Here is a 14,973-nt window from a genome sequence, read left to right as displayed (position 1 = left end):
GGATAGGGTCAAGCCCGGCCGGCCGAAGGCGGAAAACAGAAGGATTCTCTGCGACTGCGCCGGCGGACGCGGCGCCGCGGCACCGGATCGCGGCTAGAACAGCCGTCCGCCGTTCGGTACCGGCTGGCTGGGCTGGACCAGCACGACCTTGCCGTTGGCATCGGGGAAGCCCAGCGTCAGCACCTCCGAGATGACAGGTCCGATCTGGCGCGGCGGGAAATTGACGACGGCCGCGACCTGTTGTCCCACCAAGGTCTCGAGCGGATGGTTTTCGGTGATCTGGGCCGAGCTCTTGCGCACGCCGATCGTGGGCCCGAAGTCGATCCACAGCCGAAACGCCGGCTTGCGCGCCTCTGGGAACGGTTTTGCGTCGACGATGGTGCCGACGCGGATATCGACGGCGAGGAAGCTGTTGAAGTCGATGATCGCCGTGGCGGCGGCTGCAGGATCGTGGGTGACGTGCATGGGATGTCCGTTCGGTAGCATCGTTCGCAATATTGTCGCGCGAAGCGGAGTTTCGTACAACGCCACGTCCATCACGATCCGTCATGCGCGAGGAACGTCTTGCCCAACATCATTTACGGCATCAAGAACTGCGACACCATGAAGAAGGCGCGCGCCTGGCTCGACACTCATGGCGTGCCTTACGCGTTTCACGACTACAAGTCGGCGGGCGTGGAGAAGGACAAGCTCGAGCAATGGAGCGACAAGGTCGGCTGGGAGACGCTGCTCAATCGCGCTGGGACGACGTTCAAGAAGCTGCCCGAGTCCGACAAGGAAAGCCTCACCGAGAAGAAGGCGCTGGCGCTGATGCTAGCGCAACCATCGATGATCAAGCGGCCGGTGCTGGAGATCGGCGACAAGCTGCTGGTCGGCTTCAAGCCGGATATCTATGCCAAGGAAGTCGGCGGAAAGCGCTGAGCGCTAGTTCAGCTCGATGATCTCGTTGGGGATGCCGGGACCCGGCTGGTCGGCGAACTCGACCACGTCGGCCGTCGCGATGCGGCCAGGCGCGCGATGGAAAAGCTCGTGATCGATCACGGCGCGCAGTTTCGGCCGCGGCAGTGCGTCGTTTCCGCGCATCAGATTCTTGATCTCGAAGCCGCCGTCCTCGCAGAAGGTCTTGACCGATGCGATGACGTGACAGACCTTGCCGTCGGACTGGAAAGGCAGCAGCAGCCGCTCATAAGCAACGATGCGTCCGTAGATGTCGTCGACGTCAGCAACGCTGTAGACCGGCAGCCCACGCGCGACGCATTCGTAATAGATCGGCATCACGAAAGGCGCGATTTTAGGCCCGAGATACTCGTCGAGCGGAACGCCTTTGCCGGTATGTCCATAGGCGCGCGAGATGCGCGTGTTTTCGCTCTGGATGGTGAGGCGCGGCGCCGGCGCCGAACTGTCCACCGTATAATAGATGAGATCGGACAGCTCTTCCTCGAGCCGCGCAGGCTGATACTCCGAGATCGCCGGCGCGATCTGCTCGCGCGCATAAAGTCGCAGCCACGTGTTCAGGAGATCACGCTGCCTGATCGACTTGACGACGGACGGAGCGGCGCTTGCGAAATCCAAGACAATATTCCCGGAGCGTCAAAACCCGCGCATCATAACCCTTGCGGGAAAATTTTTGATGAAGGCTGGCGCGCGGAACGAAAGACCGTTAACGACGGCTTGACGACCGGTGCCTTGCGAACCGGGAGGCCGGGCAGGCGCGACGTCACTCGCCTCCGACTAAGGGAGCATTTGTATCCCAGCCGGAGACCTGATCTGCTCAGCTTTCCACCTTGCCTAACCCCCGTCACCTCCGGCATATTCCGCGCCCGGAGACGGTGTTCCGGATAGGCTCCAAGGAGTGGCTCCAAGGATAGGCAACAAGGCCTCCGGAAAGCCGAAGCAACAAGGATAGCCACGCGCGGCGCGCGGGCAGGGGGAAATCTGTTTGGCCGATGAGTTCATTCTCGAAACGGAAGGCTTGACCAAGGAGTTCGCGGGCTTCTTCGCCGTCCGCGACGTTGCGCTCAAGGTTCGCCGCGGCAGCATTCATGCGTTGATCGGTCCGAACGGGGCCGGCAAGACGACCTGCTTCAATCTTCTGACCAAGTTCCTCAAACCGTCCGCCGGAAAAATCCTGTACAAGGGACAGGACATCACCGCGATGGCGCCGGCCGACGTGGCCCGCCTGGGGCTTGTTCGCTCGTTCCAGATTTCGGCGGTATTTCCGCATCTCACCGCGCTGGAGAACGTCCGTGTCGCGCTTCAGCGCCAGCACGGCTCTTCGTTCGATTTCTGGCGCTCCAAGTCGGTTCTCAACCAGTTCAACGATCGCGCGCGCGAACTGCTCAACGATGTCGGCCTCAACGAATTCGCCAACACGCCCGCCGTCGAGATGCCCTATGGACGCAAGCGTGCACTGGAGATCGCAACTACGCTCGCGCTCGACCCGGAGATGATGCTGCTGGACGAGCCGATGGCCGGCATGGGCCACGAGGACATCGACAAGATCGCGGCGCTGATCAAGCGCATCTCCGCGAAATATACCATCCTGATGGTCGAGCATAATCTGAGCGTCGTGGCCAACCTCTCCGACATCATCACCGTGCTGACGCGCGGGCAGGTGCTCGCGCAAGGTCATTACAGCGAGCTCACCAAGGACGAGCGCGTCAAGGAAGCTTATCTGGGAGCCGGTCATGCCTGACACTGCGATCGCCGAGGCTCCGGCCAAGTCTGCGACCGGGACTGCGACCGGCGGAAACGTCCTTCAAATCCGCAACCTCGAAGCCTGGTACGGCGAGTCCCACATCCTGCACGGGATCAACTTCGACGTGAACGCGGGCGAGGTCGTCACCCTGCTCGGGCGTAACGGCGCCGGCAAGACGACCACGCTGAAGTCGATCATGGGCATCATCGGCAAGCGGACCGGCTCGGTGAAGTTCAACAACCAGGAGATCATCCGCGCGACCTCCGACAAGATCGCGCGCATGGGCATCGCCTTCTGTCCGGAAGAGCGCGGCATATTCTCCAGTCTCGACGTGCGCGAGAATCTGATGCTGCCGCCGGTGGTCCGTGCAGGCGGATTGCCGCTCGAGCAGATCTTCGAACTGTTCCCGAACCTGAAGGAACGGCTCTACAGCCAGGGCACCAAGCTGTCCGGGGGCGAGCAGCAGATGCTCGCGATCGCGCGCATCCTGCGCACCGGCGCGAGTTTCCTGATGCTGGACGAGCCGACCGAGGGCCTCGCGCCCGTCATCATTCAGCAGATCGGCCACACCATTGCGCGGCTCAAGAAGGAGGGCTTCACGATCCTCCTGGTCGAGCAGAATTTCCGCTTCGCGTCGACCGTCGCCGACCGCTATTACGTGGTCGAGCATGGCAAGATCATTGACGGATTTTCCAATGCCGAGCTGGCCGCCAACATGGACAAGCTCCACACCTATCTTGGTGTCTAGTACTGCCAACGAGAAAAATTCAAAAAGGAAAGTTGCATGAAGACCAGGTCGATTGCGTCATTGCTGCTGACCACCGCGCTGACATTCGCCGCAGTAGGCGTCGCCTCTGCGCAGGACAAGACCGTCAAGATCGGCGCATTGTCCGATCAGTCCGGGCTCTATGCCGACCTCGGCGGTCCCGGCTCGACGCTCGCGGCGCAGATGGCCGTCGAGGATTCCGGCCTCGCTGCGAAGGGCTGGAAGATCGACATCATCTCCGGTGATCACCAGAACAAGCCCGACATCGGCACCGCGATCGCGCGGCAATGGTTCGACGTCGACAAGGTCGACATCATCGTCGACGTGCCGAATTCCGGCGTGGCGCTCGCCGTCAACAACGTCATCAAGGAAAAGAACGGCGTCTATATCAACTCAGGTGCGGCGACGTCCGACCTCAGCAACGCGCAGTGCTCGCCCAACACCGTGCACTGGACTTACGACACCTACATGCTGGCCCACACCACCGGGCAGGCGCTGGTCAAGGCGGGGGGCGACAGCTGGTTCTTCCTGACCGCCGACTACGCCTTCGGTGCTGCGCTCGAGCGCGACACCACGGCGGTCGTCACCGCCAACGGCGGCAAGGTGGTCGGCGGCGTCAAGCATCCCTTGAACACGCCGGACTTCTCGTCCTTCCTGCTGCAGGCGCAGTCGTCCAAGGCCAAGATCATCGGACTTGCCAATGCCGGCGGCGACACCACCAACACCATCAAGCAGGCGGCCGAGTTCGGCATCGGCAAGGGTGGCCAGAAGCTCGCGGCGCTCCTGCTCTTCCTCACCGACATCAAGGCGATCGGCCTGGAGACGGCGCAGGGCCTCAACTTCACCGAGACGTTCTACTGGGACATGAACGACCAGACCCGGGCGTTCTCGAAGCGCTTCGCCGCAAAGATGAAGAACAACGCGCCGCCCACCATGGTGCAGGCCGGCGTCTATGCGGGCGTGCGCCACTATCTCAAGGCGCTCGAAGCGCTCGGCGGAAATCCCCACGACGGCGTCAAGATCGTCGAGAAGATGAAGTCGATGCCGACGGAGGACGATCTGTTCGGCAAGGGTGAGATCCAGCCCAACGGCCGCACTATCCACAATGCCTATCTGTTCGAAGTGAAGAAGCCCTCGGAGTCCAAGGGGCCGTGGGACTTCTACAAGCTGGTCGGCACGGTGCCGGGCGACCAGGCTTTCACGCCGCTGTCCGAGAGCAAGTGCGCGCTGCTCAAGAAGTAAGATGACCGCCCGCAGGCCTTGAAGGCTTGCGGGCGACTTTCAAGGGAACGCCGAAGGACCGGGTGCGGGATCGATGCAGGCTCTATACGCTCAGCTACTGGTGGGACTGATCAACGGCTCGTTCTACGCGCTGCTCAGTCTCGGGCTTGCCGTGATCTTCGGCATGCTCAACATCATCAATTTCGCCCATGGCGCGCTCTACATGATGGGCGCCTTCGTCGCCTATTTCCTGCTCAACCTCGGCGGCATCAACTATTGGTGGGCGCTGTTGCTGGCCCCCATCATCGTCGGCATCTTCGGCATGATCCTGGAACGGACCATGCTGCAATGGCTTACCGGGCTCGACCATCTCTACGGCCTGCTGCTGACCTTCGGCATCGCGCTGATCGTGCAGGGCGTGTTCCAGAACTACTTTGGATCGTCGGGCCTGCCTTACGCCATTCCGGATCAGCTCAAGGGCGGCATGAATCTCGGCTTCATGTTCCTGCCGATCTATCGCGGCTGGGTGGTCGTGTTCTCGCTGGTGGTCTGCATCGCGACCTGGTTCTTGATCGAGAAGACGCGGCTCGGCGCCTATTTGCGCGCCGCCACCGAGAATCCGACGCTGGTCCGCGCCTTCGGCGTCAACGTGCCGCGCATGATCACGCTCACTTACGGCCTCGGCGTCGGTCTCGCCGCGCTGGCCGGCGTTCTTTCGGCGCCGATCAACCAGGTGCGGCCGCTGATGGGCGCCGACCTCATCATCGTCGTGTTCGCGGTGGTGGTGATCGGCGGCATGGGATCGATCATGGGCTCCATCATCACCGGCTTCGCGCTCGGGGTGATCGAGGGGCTGACCAAATATTTCTACCCTGAGGCCTCCAACACCGTCGTGTTCGTGCTGATGGTGCTGGTGCTCCTGGTGAAGCCAACGGGATTGACGGGAAGGGCGGCCTGATATGACAACCCTGACGGACGACACGCTGCAGGCAACCCCGCGCGCGATGCGCGACGAGATGATTGTTTTCGTGGTGATGGCGCTGCTGCTGGCATCGGTGCCATTCACGGGCGTCTACCCGTTCTTCGTGATGCAGGCGCTGTGCTTTGCGTTGCTCGCCTGCGCCTTCAACCTCTTGATCGGCTACGGCGGCCTGCTGTCGTTCGGCCACGCGATGTTCATGGGGACCGCCGGCTATTGCAGCGCGCATGCGCTGAAGGTGTGGGCGCTGCCGCCCGAGCTCGGCATCCTCGTCGGCATCGCCGCGGCTTTCGTGCTCTCGCTCATCACGGGCTTCATCTCGATCCGCCGCCAGGGCATCTACTTCTCGATGATCACGCTGGCGCTGTCGCAGCTCTTGTACTTCATCTACCTCCAGGCCCCCTTCACCCACGGCGAGGACGGCATCCAGGGCATCCCGCAGGGGCGCATGTTCGGCATCTTCGATCTGTCCAAGCCGACGGTGCTGTATTACGTCGTGCTGGTCGGGTTCCTCGCCGGCTTCCTCCTGATCTTCCGCATCATCAACTCGCCGTTCGGCGAGGTCCTGAAGGCGATCCGCGAGAACGAGCCGCGGGCGATCTCGCTCGGCTACCGGACCGACCAGTACAAGTTCCTGGCCTTCGTGCTGTCAGGCACGCTGGCCGGTTTTGCCGGTGCGCTGAAGGTATTCGTGGCGCAGAACGCCTCGCTCACCGACGTCCATTGGACGATGTCCGGTGAGGTCGTGCTGATGACGCTGGTCGGCGGCCTCGGCACAATCTTCGGCCCCGTGGTCGGCGCCTTCGTGATCATTGCCATGCAGCAATATCTGGCGGGTTTCGGCCAATGGGTGACGGTGATCCAGGGCTCGATCTTCGTGATCTGCGTGCTTACCTTCCGCCGCGGCGTGATCGGTGAAATCGCGCATTACTTCCGGCGATCGCTCTAAGTCATTGATTTAAAGTCAATTTACTTGTCGCGTGAAAGCGGTGGATGATCCGGCTCCGCGGGCGTGAGATGACACGCGCGCGGATCGAAAATGGTCTATGACAGTTTCATGACGGCCCCCTCGGGCCGGGCCATTTCCAACCGGTAGCCTATCCCCATGATGCGATGGTTTCGCGCTTTCCTGCCCAAGGAAGAACGGTTCTTCGACCTGTTCGACCGACATGCCCAGACGGTGATCCAGGGTTCGATCGCGCTTCAGGGCATGCTCAACGGGGGCGAGGAAACGCCGGTCTACTGCCAGCGCGTCAACCAGTTCGAGAACGACGCCGACAACATCACCCGCGAGGTGCTGACGGCGGTGCGCCGCACCTTCATCACCCCGTTCGACCGGGGTGACATCAAGAACCTCATTACCTCGCTGGACGACGCCATCGACCAGATGCAGCAGACCGCCAAGGCCGTGATGCTGTTCGAGGTCCGCAGCTTCGAGCCGCCGATGCGTGAGATCGGCGGACTTCTGATCGAATGCGCCAATCTGGTCGGCCGTGCGCTGCCGCTGATGCAATCGATCGGCCCGAACGTGGCGATGCTGACCGCGATCACGGAAGAGCTGGGCAAGCTGGAAGGCCGTGTCGACGATCTCCACGACATCGGGCTGAAGGAGCTGTTTCTCAAGCATCGCGACGGCAATGCGATGGACTTCATCGTCGGCGTCGAGATCTATGATCATTTGGAGAAGGTGGCCGACCGTTTCGACGACGTTGCGAACGAGATCAACAGCATCGTCATCGAGCAAGTGTAAGGCAGGATTGCTGTGGACGCCGCGTTGGGTCTTCCCATCCTGGTCGGCTTGATCGCCGTCGCGCTGCTGTTCGACTTCCTGAACGGCCTGCACGATGCCGCCAATTCGATCGCGACCATCGTCTCGACCCGCGTGTTGCGGCCGCAATTCGCGGTGTTCTGGGCCGCGTTCTTCAATTTCGTCGCCTTCATGGTGTTCGGGCTGCACGTCGCCCAGACCATCGGCACGGGCATCATCGATCCCGCGATCGTCGACGCCCAGGTGATCTTCGCGGCACTGGTCGGCGCCATCGTCTGGAACCTCGTGACCTGGGCGCTCGGCATCCCATCCTCGTCGTCGCATGCGCTGATCGGCGGGTTATTCGGTGCGGGCGTGGCCAAAGCCGGGATCTCCGCGGCGGTCTGGAGCGGATTGTCCAAGACGGTCATTGCGATCGTGCTGTCTCCGCTCGTCGGCTTCGTGCTTGCGATGGTGCTGGTTGCAATCGTGTCCTGGGCGTCGGTGCGCTCGACGCCATTCGCAGTCGATCGCGCCTTCCGCATCCTGCAATTCGCCTCGGCCTCGCTCTATTCGCTCGGCCATGGCGGCAACGACGCGCAGAAGACCATGGGCATCATCGCCGTGCTGCTCTATTCGCAGGGCCATCTCGGCGGCGAATTCTTTGTTCCCTTCTGGGTGGTGCTGTCGTGCCAGGCGGCGATGGCGATGGGCACCTTGATGGGCGGCTGGCGCATCGTCCGCACAATGGGCCTGCGCATTACCAAACTGACGCCGATGCAGGGCTTTTGCGCCGAGACGGGGGGGGCCGCGACCCTGTTCATGGCGACCTTCCTCGGGGTTCCCGTCTCGACCACCCACACCATCACCGGCGCGATCGTCGGCGTCGGCGCCGCCCGCCGCCTCTCGGCGGTGCGCTGGAACGTCGCCAGCTCGATCGTCTATGCCTGGGTCATCACGATGCCGGCGTCTGCCATCGTCGCGGCGCTGACCTGGTGGGCGGTCAAGATCTTCGTCAAGTAACGAGCTTCAGCCCGACGATCCCGGCGACGATCAGGCCGATGCTGGCAAGACGCAGGGCCGTGGCCGGCTCGCCGAACAGGATGATGCCGAGGGTCGCGGTGCCGACCGCACCGATCCCGGTCCATACCGCATAGGCGGTTCCGACGGGCAGCGATTTGAGGGCGAGGCCGAGCAGGATGACGCTGCCGGCCATGGCCGCGAGCGTGACGACGGACGGAACTAGCTTGCTGAAGCCTTCCGTGTATTTCAGGCCGATCGCCCAGGTAATCTCGAGAAGTCCGGCGACGAACAGGATGCTCCAGGCCATGACGACCCTCCGTTCAAGGCAGGGTCGTCCCCGCGGGCTGATGTGTTGATGAGCGGGAAGGTCGTCCTTCCCCAGGATTGATCGTCAAGCCGATATGGGGCTGGCCGAAGGGCTCCGCAATCGCCAATTGAGGCTTGATCAGGCCCATTTTCCCTGTCAAACGCTGCCGCCATGTCCGACATCGCCATCACCTCCGCCGAATCGCCGGCCCGTTCACCGCTTGCCGCTGAAGTGGCGCGGCGGCGGACCTTTGCGATCATCTCCCATCCTGACGCCGGCAAGACCACGCTGACCGAGAAGCTGCTGCTGTTCGGAGGCGCGATCAACCTCGCAGGCCAGGTCAAGGCCAAGGGCGAGCGGCGCAATACGCGCTCGGACTGGATGAAGATCGAGCGCGAGCGCGGCATCTCCGTCGTGACCTCGGTCATGACCTTCGAGTTCGAGGGCCTCGTCTTCAACCTGCTGGACACGCCGGGCCACGAGGACTTTTCGGAAGACACCTATCGCACGTTGACCGCGGTCGATTCCGCCGTGATGGTGATCGACGCCGCCAAGGGCATCGAGGCGCGCACCCGGAAACTATTCGAGGTGTGTCGCCTGCGCGACATCCCGATCATCACCTTCATCAACAAGATGGACCGCGAGAGCCGCGACGTCTTCGAGCTGCTCGACGAGATCGAGAAGACCCTGGCGCTCGACACCACGCCGATGACCTGGCCGGTCGGACGCGGCCGTGACTTCCTCGGCACCTACGACGTCGTCAATGGCGGCGTGCGCCTGCTTGAAGGCGGCGGCGCCAAGACCGGCGCGGCGCAGCAGATCGAGATCGAGGAACTCGCCAAGCTCAACGCCAATCTCGACGTCTCCGCCGTGAAGGACGAGCTCGAGCTCGTCACCGAGGCCTCGAAGCCGTTCGAGCTGGAAGCGTTCCGCGAGGGCCATCTGACGCCGGTCTATTTCGGCAGCGCGCTGCGCAATTTCGGCGTCGGCGATCTCCTGGAAGGCCTCGGCAAGTTCGCGCCCGAGCCGCGCGCGCAGGACAGCGATCAGCGCAAGGTCGAGGCCACCGATCCCCGCATGAGCGCCTTTGTGTTCAAGATCCAGGCCAACATGGATCCAAACCACCGCGACCGCATCGCGTTTGCGCGCCTCTGCTCGGGCAAGCTCAGCCGCGGCATGAAGGCGAAGCTGGTGCGCACCGGCAAGAGCATGCCACTGTCGAGCCCGCAATTCTTCTTCGCGCAGGACCGCTCGGTCGCGGATGAAGCCTTCGCCGGCGACGTCGTCGGCATTCCCAATCACGGCACGCTACGCATCGGCGACACGCTGACCGAGGGCGAGGATTTCAATTTTGTGGGCGTGCCGAGCTTCGCGCCGGAAATCGTCCGCCGCGTGCGGCTCACCGACGCGATGAAGGCGAAGAAGCTGAAGGAAGCGCTGCAGCAGATGTCGGAAGAGGGCGTGGTGCAGGTGTTCCGGCCGCGCGACGGTGCGCCGGCGCTGGTCGGCGTCGTCGGCGCGCTGCAGCTCGACGTGCTGAAGGCGCGGCTGGAAGCTGAATATTCCTTGCCGGTCGAGTTCGAGGTCAGCGAGTTCCAGCTGGCGCGCTGGGTCTCCTCGGACGACCGCAAGAAGCTCGACACCTTCATCGCCGCCAACACCTCCAGCATCGCCGACGACGTCGACGGCGATCCCGTGTACCTCGCCCGGAACGAGTTCTATCTCGGCTACACCAAGGAGCGCGCCGAGGGCATCGAGTTCACCAACGTCAAGGACGTGAAGAAGAAGGGGTAGGGCGGGCGGACTTTTGCGCGCGAGTCTGTGATTGCGCGCCGGCATGACGCGTTCATGGACAATGCCATTTTTGCTCGTGGCCTTGCGAGTTCACACCATGTGGCGCGGCATTCTCGTTCTTCTCCCGCTGTCGGTCTCGACCGCCGCCGCCGACGCGCGGCCCCGACAGATCAATCCGATCCCGTTCGCGCATGAGCCGTGCAGCGTGCTCGACAACAGGCCCTGCACGCCGTCCTATTGCAGCCCGCTCGAGCCCGGCCCCTGCATTCCCGAGATCGACTACCCCTATGGCCAGAACCTCCAGCTCACCATCCAGAGCGTTCCATCGGAGGCCGATCGCGCCAAATATCAGAAGCCCGATCACGATCTCGACACGATCGGCGACCTCTTTGCCGAGCTGCGCAGCTGCTGGTCGCCGCCGCCGACGGACAATGCGCGCGCGGGCATGCAGATGGCGGTGCGTTTCAGCTTCAACAAGGCGGGCGGCCTGATCGGCCCGCCGCGCCTCACATATGCGACTGCGGGCGTGCCAGCAGAGACGCGAACCACCTATCTCAACGCGATCAATTCATCGCTGAATGCCTGCCTGCCGCTGAAACTCACGGGCGGTCTCGGCGGCGCGCTGGCCGGCCGGCCGATCGCGATCCGTTATGTCGACAATCGCGAGCTCGGCAAGTAGCGCATCAGTTGCGACCCGCATCCAATCGATGATACCTCAGACGCTGGGGCGTTGGCTAAAGGGGAGGATGTCGTGGGTCTGCTGGTCATGATCCTGGGGCTGGTGCTGTTCTTCGCCACCCATGTTTTCACCACGAAACGTGAGGCGCGCGCGCAGGCGATCGCCAGGCTGGGCGAGGGGACCTACAAGATCCTCTACACCGTCGTCTCGCTCGCGGGGCTCGCGCTGATCATCTGGGGTTTTGCCCATTACCGCAGCTCCGGCTGGATCGACGTCTGGTATCCGCCGAAGGCGATGAAGCACATCACGGTCGCCTTGATGCTGCCCGCGGTCATTATGGTGGTCGCCTCGTACTTGCGCGGTCGCATCTATGCCGCGCTAAAGCACCCGATGCTGGCCGGCGTCAAGCTGTGGGCCGCGGCGCATCTGTTGGCCAACGGCGATCTCGGCTCCATCATTCTGTTCGGCTCGTTCCTGGGCTGGGCGGTCTATGACCGCATCTCGCTGAAGCGTCGCACCGATACCGGCGGGCCGCCGATTCCGGTCGGCGGTGTCACCAACGATCTGATCGCCGTCGCGGTCGGCGTCGTCGCCTATCTGGCGCTGGCGTTCGCGTTCCATCCGGTCGTGATCGGCGTGCCGGTCGTGGGGGTCTGACACAGCGGATCAGCGCAAGACCCTTCCGCGCAGCCGTGCGCGGAAGGTGACAAAGCAACAAGCCGAGGGCGTTCGATGGACTGGTCGCAATCTCAGATCCCGCCGATGCGGCTCGAGACGCGGTTTGGCGATCGGGTGGTGCCTTCCTTTTGCGACCGGCCGGCAGACCTGTGGGCGATGATCGCGGACGCCTGCGCTCGTTATCCGGATGGCGAGGCACTGATCGCAGGCAATGTCCGGCTGAGCTGGCGGCAGGCGGTGGAGCAGGCGACCCGGATCGCCGCGGGCTTGCGCAAGCTCGGCCTGCAGCGCGGCGACCGTGTCGCGATCCTGCTCGGCAACCGTATCGAATTTCCGCTGCTGCTGTTTGCCGCCGCGCATGAGGGGCTGGTGACGGTGCTGCTCAGCACGCGTCAGCAGAAGCCGGAGATCGCCTATGTGCTCGCCGATTGCGGCGCCAAGATCCTGATCCACGAGGGCTCGCTCGCCGAGCGGCTGCCCGAGGCGCAGGATGTGCCTGATCTGATCCATCGCATCGCCATGGAAGACGATCCGGCCCGATCGCGCTTCGCGGCGCTCGCCGACAGCGCGCCGGCCTCGGCGCCGGTCGAGGTGAGCGAAGAGGACACCGCGATGATCCTCTACACCTCGGGCACCACGGGCAAGCCGAAGGGCGCGATGCTGGCCCATTGCAACATCGTGCATTCCTCGATGGTGTTCGTGTCCTGCCTGCAATTGACGGAGGCGGATCGCTCTATCGCGGCGGTGCCGCTCGGCCATGTCACCGGAATCGTCGCCAACATCACGACCATGATCCGCTGTGGCGGCGCGCTGATCATCATGCCCGAATTCAAGGCCGCCGATTACCTCAAGCTCGCTGCCCGCGAGCGCGTCACCTACACGGTGATGGTGCCGGCGATGTATAATCTCTGCCTGCTCCAGCCCGATTTCGATGCTTACGATCTGTCGAGCTGGCGCATCGGCGGCTTTGGCGGGGCGCCGATGCCGGTCGCGACCATCGAGAAGCTCAAGGCGAAAATTCCGGGCCTCAAGCTGATGAATTGCTACGGCGCGACCGAGACGACGTCACCTTCGACGATCATGCCGGGCGAGCTGACCGAGAGCCATATCGACAGCGTCGGCCTGCCTTGCCCGGGCGCGCGCATCGTGGCGATGGGCTCGGATGGGCGCGAGCTGCCCCGCGGCGAGATCGGTGAGCTCTGGATCCAGAGCGCCTCTGTCATCAAGGGCTATTGGAACAACCCGAAGGCCACCGCCGAAAGCTTCACGAGCGGATTTTGGCACTCGGGCGATCTCGGCTCGGTCGATGCGGAGGAATTTGTCCGCGTGTTCGACCGGCAGAAGGACATGATCAACCGCGGCGGCCTGAAGATCTATTCGGCCGAGGTCGAATCCGTGCTGGCCGGCCATCCCGCCGTGGTCGAGAGTGCGATCATCGCCAAGGCGTGCCCGGTGCTGGGCGAGCGCGTCCACGCCGTGGTGGTGACGCGAGAGCCGGTCACCCATGAGGTCCTGCGGACCTGGTGCGCCGAGCGGCTGTCTGACTACAAGGTTCCCGAGACCCTGGCGATCACAGCCGATCCCTTGCCACGCAATGCCAACGGCAAGGTGCTGAAACGGCAGTTGCGCGAGCTCCTGGGAGCCTGAGTCGGGCAGGCCATCCGGGCTCTCCCGGGTGGTTAACGCCTTGATCGGGCTCGCTTTGCCTTGCCAGCGCCATATCGTTAGGGTACCTCGCCGCCACGTGGGGGACGGGATTCCTGACGCGGACGCTTCGGCGCGCGCACCCGGACGGGCATGGGATTAGCATAAGTGTCTGAATTATTTGACGAAGTCGACGAGGAAGTACGTCGCGAACAGCTCAAGAAGCTGTGGGATAAATATTCGATCTACTTCATCGCCCTGATGGTGCTGATCGTCGCGGGCGTCGCCGGCTGGCGTGGTTACCAATATCTGGAGACCAAGAAGGCCGCCGAGGCCGGCGCTGCCTTCGAGAAGGCCGTCGAGCTGTCGGAGCAGGACAAGCACGCCGACGCGGAGAAGGCCTTCACAGAGCTCGCCGCCAAGGCGCCGTCGGGCTATCGCACCCTGGCGCGGCTGCGCGCCGCGGCCGAGGCTGCCGCGCGCGACCCCAAGGCCGCCGCGAAGATGTATGACGACCTTGCTGCCGACCGCAGCGTGGGCGGTGAGTGGCAGGATCTGGCGAAGATCCGCGCCGCCGGCCTCGTGCTCGATAGCGCCAGCTATGCCGACATGCAGCAGCGCCTGGAGTCCTCCGCTGCGCCCAAATCGACAGCGACCTTCCGCCATAGTGCTCGCGAGATGCTGGCGTTGTCGGCCTGGCGCAACAACGACATGACCGCGGCCCGCAAATGGCTCGAGGCGATCGCTGAGGACGGCGAGACGCCGCCCGGGCTGCGCTCGCGCGCCGAGGCGCTCCAGGCCCTGCTGCCGCCCGTCGCCAAAAGCTGACCAAGAGCTCACTGACGGGCCCTCTGACGTAAACGAGACACACGATGCGCCGTATGCCACGCTTGATCGCAGCCGCCGTCCTGATCGCCTTCACGGGCGTCCTGGGCGGCTGCTCCAGCTTCGATCCAAGCGACATGCTCGACTTCCTCGACACCAAGAAGAAGCTGCCGGGCGACCGCAAGCCGGTCTTCCCGGAAGGCGTGCCGGGCCTCGAACAGGGCGTGCCGAAGGAGCTGTACAAGGGCGCTCAGCAGCAGCCCGATCCGAACGCGCCCGCCGTCGCGGCCTTGCCCGCGGAGCCGCCGCCCGAGCCGGCCAAGCCGGCGAAGGGCGCCAAGGCTAAGAAGACGAGGCAGCCGGCCGCCGCAGCGGTGGCGCCGGCTGAGGCGCCTGCCGGCGAGGTTGACGGCGAGGCCCAGCCGGAGGCCGCGCCGCCCACGGCCGCCCCGCCGCCCAAGCACAAGATCGTCCGCAAGCGCACCACCGCACCGCCGCCGGATCAGCCGGTCCAGCAGGCGCAACCGACCCAGACCACGCAGCAGCAATCGCAGGGAGCTTTCCCGGCGCCGCTGCCGAGCGGCAGCTTCTCGCGCTGATCATTCATTTCAT

General features: G+C 63.8%; 17 protein-coding genes. 14 read left to right on the top strand and 3 right to left on the bottom strand.

Translation table 11 applies throughout. The annotated features are described in order from the left end of the window. Positions 1 to 93: 93 nt before the first annotated feature. Positions 94 to 465 (bottom strand): tRNA-binding protein, encoded by a 372-nt coding sequence (locus tag XH83_RS20010; protein WP_194402510.1) that lies wholly within the window; start codon positions 463 to 465, stop codon positions 94 to 96. Between the two features lie 99 nt (positions 466 to 564). Between XH83_RS20010 and XH83_RS20005 the strand changes: the two genes are divergently transcribed. Then, positions 565 to 921, top strand: coding sequence for an ArsC family reductase (locus tag XH83_RS20005; protein WP_194402509.1), 357 nt, complete (start codon positions 565 to 567; stop codon positions 919 to 921). Positions 922 to 924: 3 nt separating this feature from the next. On the opposite strand, the gene XH83_RS20000 is transcribed toward XH83_RS20005, so the two are convergent. Then, on the bottom strand, positions 925 to 1,572 hold the full coding sequence (locus tag XH83_RS20000; RefSeq protein WP_194402508.1) for a PAS domain-containing protein: 648 nt from the start codon (positions 1,570 to 1,572) through the stop codon (positions 925 to 927). A 367-nt stretch (positions 1,573 to 1,939) separates the two neighbouring features. Here XH83_RS20000 and XH83_RS19995 point away from each other — a divergent pair, with 367 nt between their 5' ends. The 7 genes from XH83_RS19995 to XH83_RS19965 all read left to right on the top strand — a co-directional run bounded on the left by XH83_RS19995 (position 1,940) and on the right by XH83_RS19965 (position 8,434). Then, positions 1,940 to 2,695: an ABC transporter ATP-binding protein gene (locus XH83_RS19995; protein WP_194402507.1), complete on the top strand. Its 756-nt coding sequence runs from the start codon at positions 1,940 to 1,942 to the stop codon at positions 2,693 to 2,695. Next, positions 2,688 to 3,446 (top strand): ABC transporter ATP-binding protein, encoded by a 759-nt coding sequence (locus XH83_RS19990; protein WP_194402506.1) that lies wholly within the window; start codon positions 2,688 to 2,690, stop codon positions 3,444 to 3,446. The genes XH83_RS19995 and XH83_RS19990 overlap by 8 nt, the downstream gene beginning before the upstream one ends. Positions 3,447 to 3,482: 36 nt before the next feature. Then, positions 3,483 to 4,706, top strand: a complete 1,224-nt coding sequence (locus XH83_RS19985; protein ID WP_194402505.1) for an ABC transporter substrate-binding protein — start codon at positions 3,483 to 3,485, stop codon at positions 4,704 to 4,706. Between the two features lie 73 nt (positions 4,707 to 4,779). Next, a complete protein-coding gene (locus XH83_RS19980) occupies positions 4,780 to 5,643 on the top strand; it encodes a branched-chain amino acid ABC transporter permease (protein ID WP_194402504.1) in 864 nt (287 codons plus the stop codon). Between the two features lies 1 nt (position 5,644). Next, the gene (locus XH83_RS19975; RefSeq protein WP_194402503.1) at positions 5,645 to 6,613 is read left to right on the top strand and encodes a branched-chain amino acid ABC transporter permease; all 969 of its coding nucleotides are present in this window, start codon (positions 5,645 to 5,647) and stop codon (positions 6,611 to 6,613) included. Between the two features lie 156 nt (positions 6,614 to 6,769). Next, entirely contained in the window at positions 6,770 to 7,414 is a 645-nt protein-coding gene (locus XH83_RS19970; RefSeq protein ID WP_128917587.1) for a DUF47 domain-containing protein, read from the top strand. Positions 7,415 to 7,426: 12 nt separating this feature from the next. Continuing rightward, a complete protein-coding gene (locus tag XH83_RS19965; RefSeq protein ID WP_194402502.1) occupies positions 7,427 to 8,434 on the top strand; it encodes an inorganic phosphate transporter in 1,008 nt (335 codons plus the stop codon). On the opposite strand, the gene sugE is transcribed toward XH83_RS19965, so the two are convergent. Further along, complete coding sequence (gene sugE, locus XH83_RS19960) at positions 8,427 to 8,741, bottom strand: quaternary ammonium compound efflux SMR transporter SugE (RefSeq protein WP_194402501.1); 315 nt, start codon at positions 8,739 to 8,741, stop codon at positions 8,427 to 8,429. The two genes, XH83_RS19965 and sugE, sit on opposite strands and share 8 nt — an antisense overlap. 171 nt (positions 8,742 to 8,912) lie before the next feature. Here sugE and XH83_RS19955 point away from each other — a divergent pair, with 171 nt between their 5' ends. The 6 genes from XH83_RS19955 (at position 8,913) to XH83_RS19930 (ending at position 14,960) form a co-directional block, all read left to right on the top strand. Beyond that, positions 8,913 to 10,535, top strand: a complete 1,623-nt coding sequence (locus tag XH83_RS19955) for a peptide chain release factor 3 (protein ID WP_194402500.1) — start codon at positions 8,913 to 8,915, stop codon at positions 10,533 to 10,535. Between the two features lie 97 nt (positions 10,536 to 10,632). Next, the gene (locus XH83_RS19950) at positions 10,633 to 11,214 is read left to right on the top strand and encodes a hypothetical protein (protein ID WP_194402499.1); all 582 of its coding nucleotides are present in this window, start codon (positions 10,633 to 10,635) and stop codon (positions 11,212 to 11,214) included. A gap of 72 nt (positions 11,215 to 11,286) precedes the next feature. Next, on the top strand, positions 11,287 to 11,871 hold the full coding sequence (locus XH83_RS19945; RefSeq protein ID WP_194402498.1) for an NnrU family protein: 585 nt from the start codon (positions 11,287 to 11,289) through the stop codon (positions 11,869 to 11,871). A gap of 75 nt (positions 11,872 to 11,946) precedes the next feature. After that, the gene (locus XH83_RS19940; protein ID WP_194402497.1) at positions 11,947 to 13,539 is read left to right on the top strand and encodes a class I adenylate-forming enzyme family protein; all 1,593 of its coding nucleotides are present in this window, start codon (positions 11,947 to 11,949) and stop codon (positions 13,537 to 13,539) included. 165 nt (positions 13,540 to 13,704) lie between these two features. Continuing rightward, positions 13,705 to 14,364: a tetratricopeptide repeat protein gene (locus XH83_RS19935; protein WP_194402496.1), complete on the top strand. Its 660-nt coding sequence runs from the start codon at positions 13,705 to 13,707 to the stop codon at positions 14,362 to 14,364. 44 nt (positions 14,365 to 14,408) lie between these two features. After that, the gene (locus XH83_RS19930; RefSeq protein WP_194402495.1) at positions 14,409 to 14,960 is read left to right on the top strand and encodes a hypothetical protein; all 552 of its coding nucleotides are present in this window, start codon (positions 14,409 to 14,411) and stop codon (positions 14,958 to 14,960) included. Positions 14,961 to 14,973: the final 13 nt, after the last annotated feature.

This window comes from Bradyrhizobium sp. CCBAU 53351, assembly GCF_015291745.1.
Classification (GTDB): Bacteria; Pseudomonadota; Alphaproteobacteria; order Rhizobiales; family Xanthobacteraceae; genus Bradyrhizobium.
The sequence above is the reverse complement of the archived record's forward strand: the minus strand, read 5'-3'. Positions and strand labels throughout refer to the sequence as shown.

What these genes read in the sequence shown, in the direction of transcription:
- XH83_RS20010 (WP_194402510.1), bottom strand. Translation starts at nt 465, where the DNA reads ATGCACGTCACCCACGATCCTGCAGCCGCCGCCACGGCGATCATCGAC.
- XH83_RS19990 (WP_194402506.1), top strand. Translation starts at nt 2,688, where the DNA reads ATGCCTGACACTGCGATCGCCGAGGCTCCGGCCAAGTCTGCGACCGGG.
- XH83_RS19985 (WP_194402505.1), top strand. Translation starts at nt 3,483, where the DNA reads ATGAAGACCAGGTCGATTGCGTCATTGCTGCTGACCACCGCGCTGACA.
- XH83_RS19980 (WP_194402504.1), top strand. Translation starts at nt 4,780, where the DNA reads ATGCAGGCTCTATACGCTCAGCTACTGGTGGGACTGATCAACGGCTCG.
- XH83_RS19975 (WP_194402503.1), top strand. Translation starts at nt 5,645, where the DNA reads ATGACAACCCTGACGGACGACACGCTGCAGGCAACCCCGCGCGCGATG.
- XH83_RS19970 (WP_128917587.1), top strand. Translation starts at nt 6,770, where the DNA reads ATGATGCGATGGTTTCGCGCTTTCCTGCCCAAGGAAGAACGGTTCTTC.
- sugE (WP_194402501.1), bottom strand. Translation starts at nt 8,741, where the DNA reads ATGGCCTGGAGCATCCTGTTCGTCGCCGGACTTCTCGAGATTACCTGG.
- XH83_RS19955 (WP_194402500.1), top strand. Translation starts at nt 8,913, where the DNA reads ATGTCCGACATCGCCATCACCTCCGCCGAATCGCCGGCCCGTTCACCG.
- XH83_RS19950 (WP_194402499.1), top strand. Translation starts at nt 10,633, where the DNA reads ATGTGGCGCGGCATTCTCGTTCTTCTCCCGCTGTCGGTCTCGACCGCC.
- XH83_RS19940 (WP_194402497.1), top strand. Translation starts at nt 11,947, where the DNA reads ATGGACTGGTCGCAATCTCAGATCCCGCCGATGCGGCTCGAGACGCGG.
- XH83_RS19930 (WP_194402495.1), top strand. Translation starts at nt 14,409, where the DNA reads ATGCGCCGTATGCCACGCTTGATCGCAGCCGCCGTCCTGATCGCCTTC.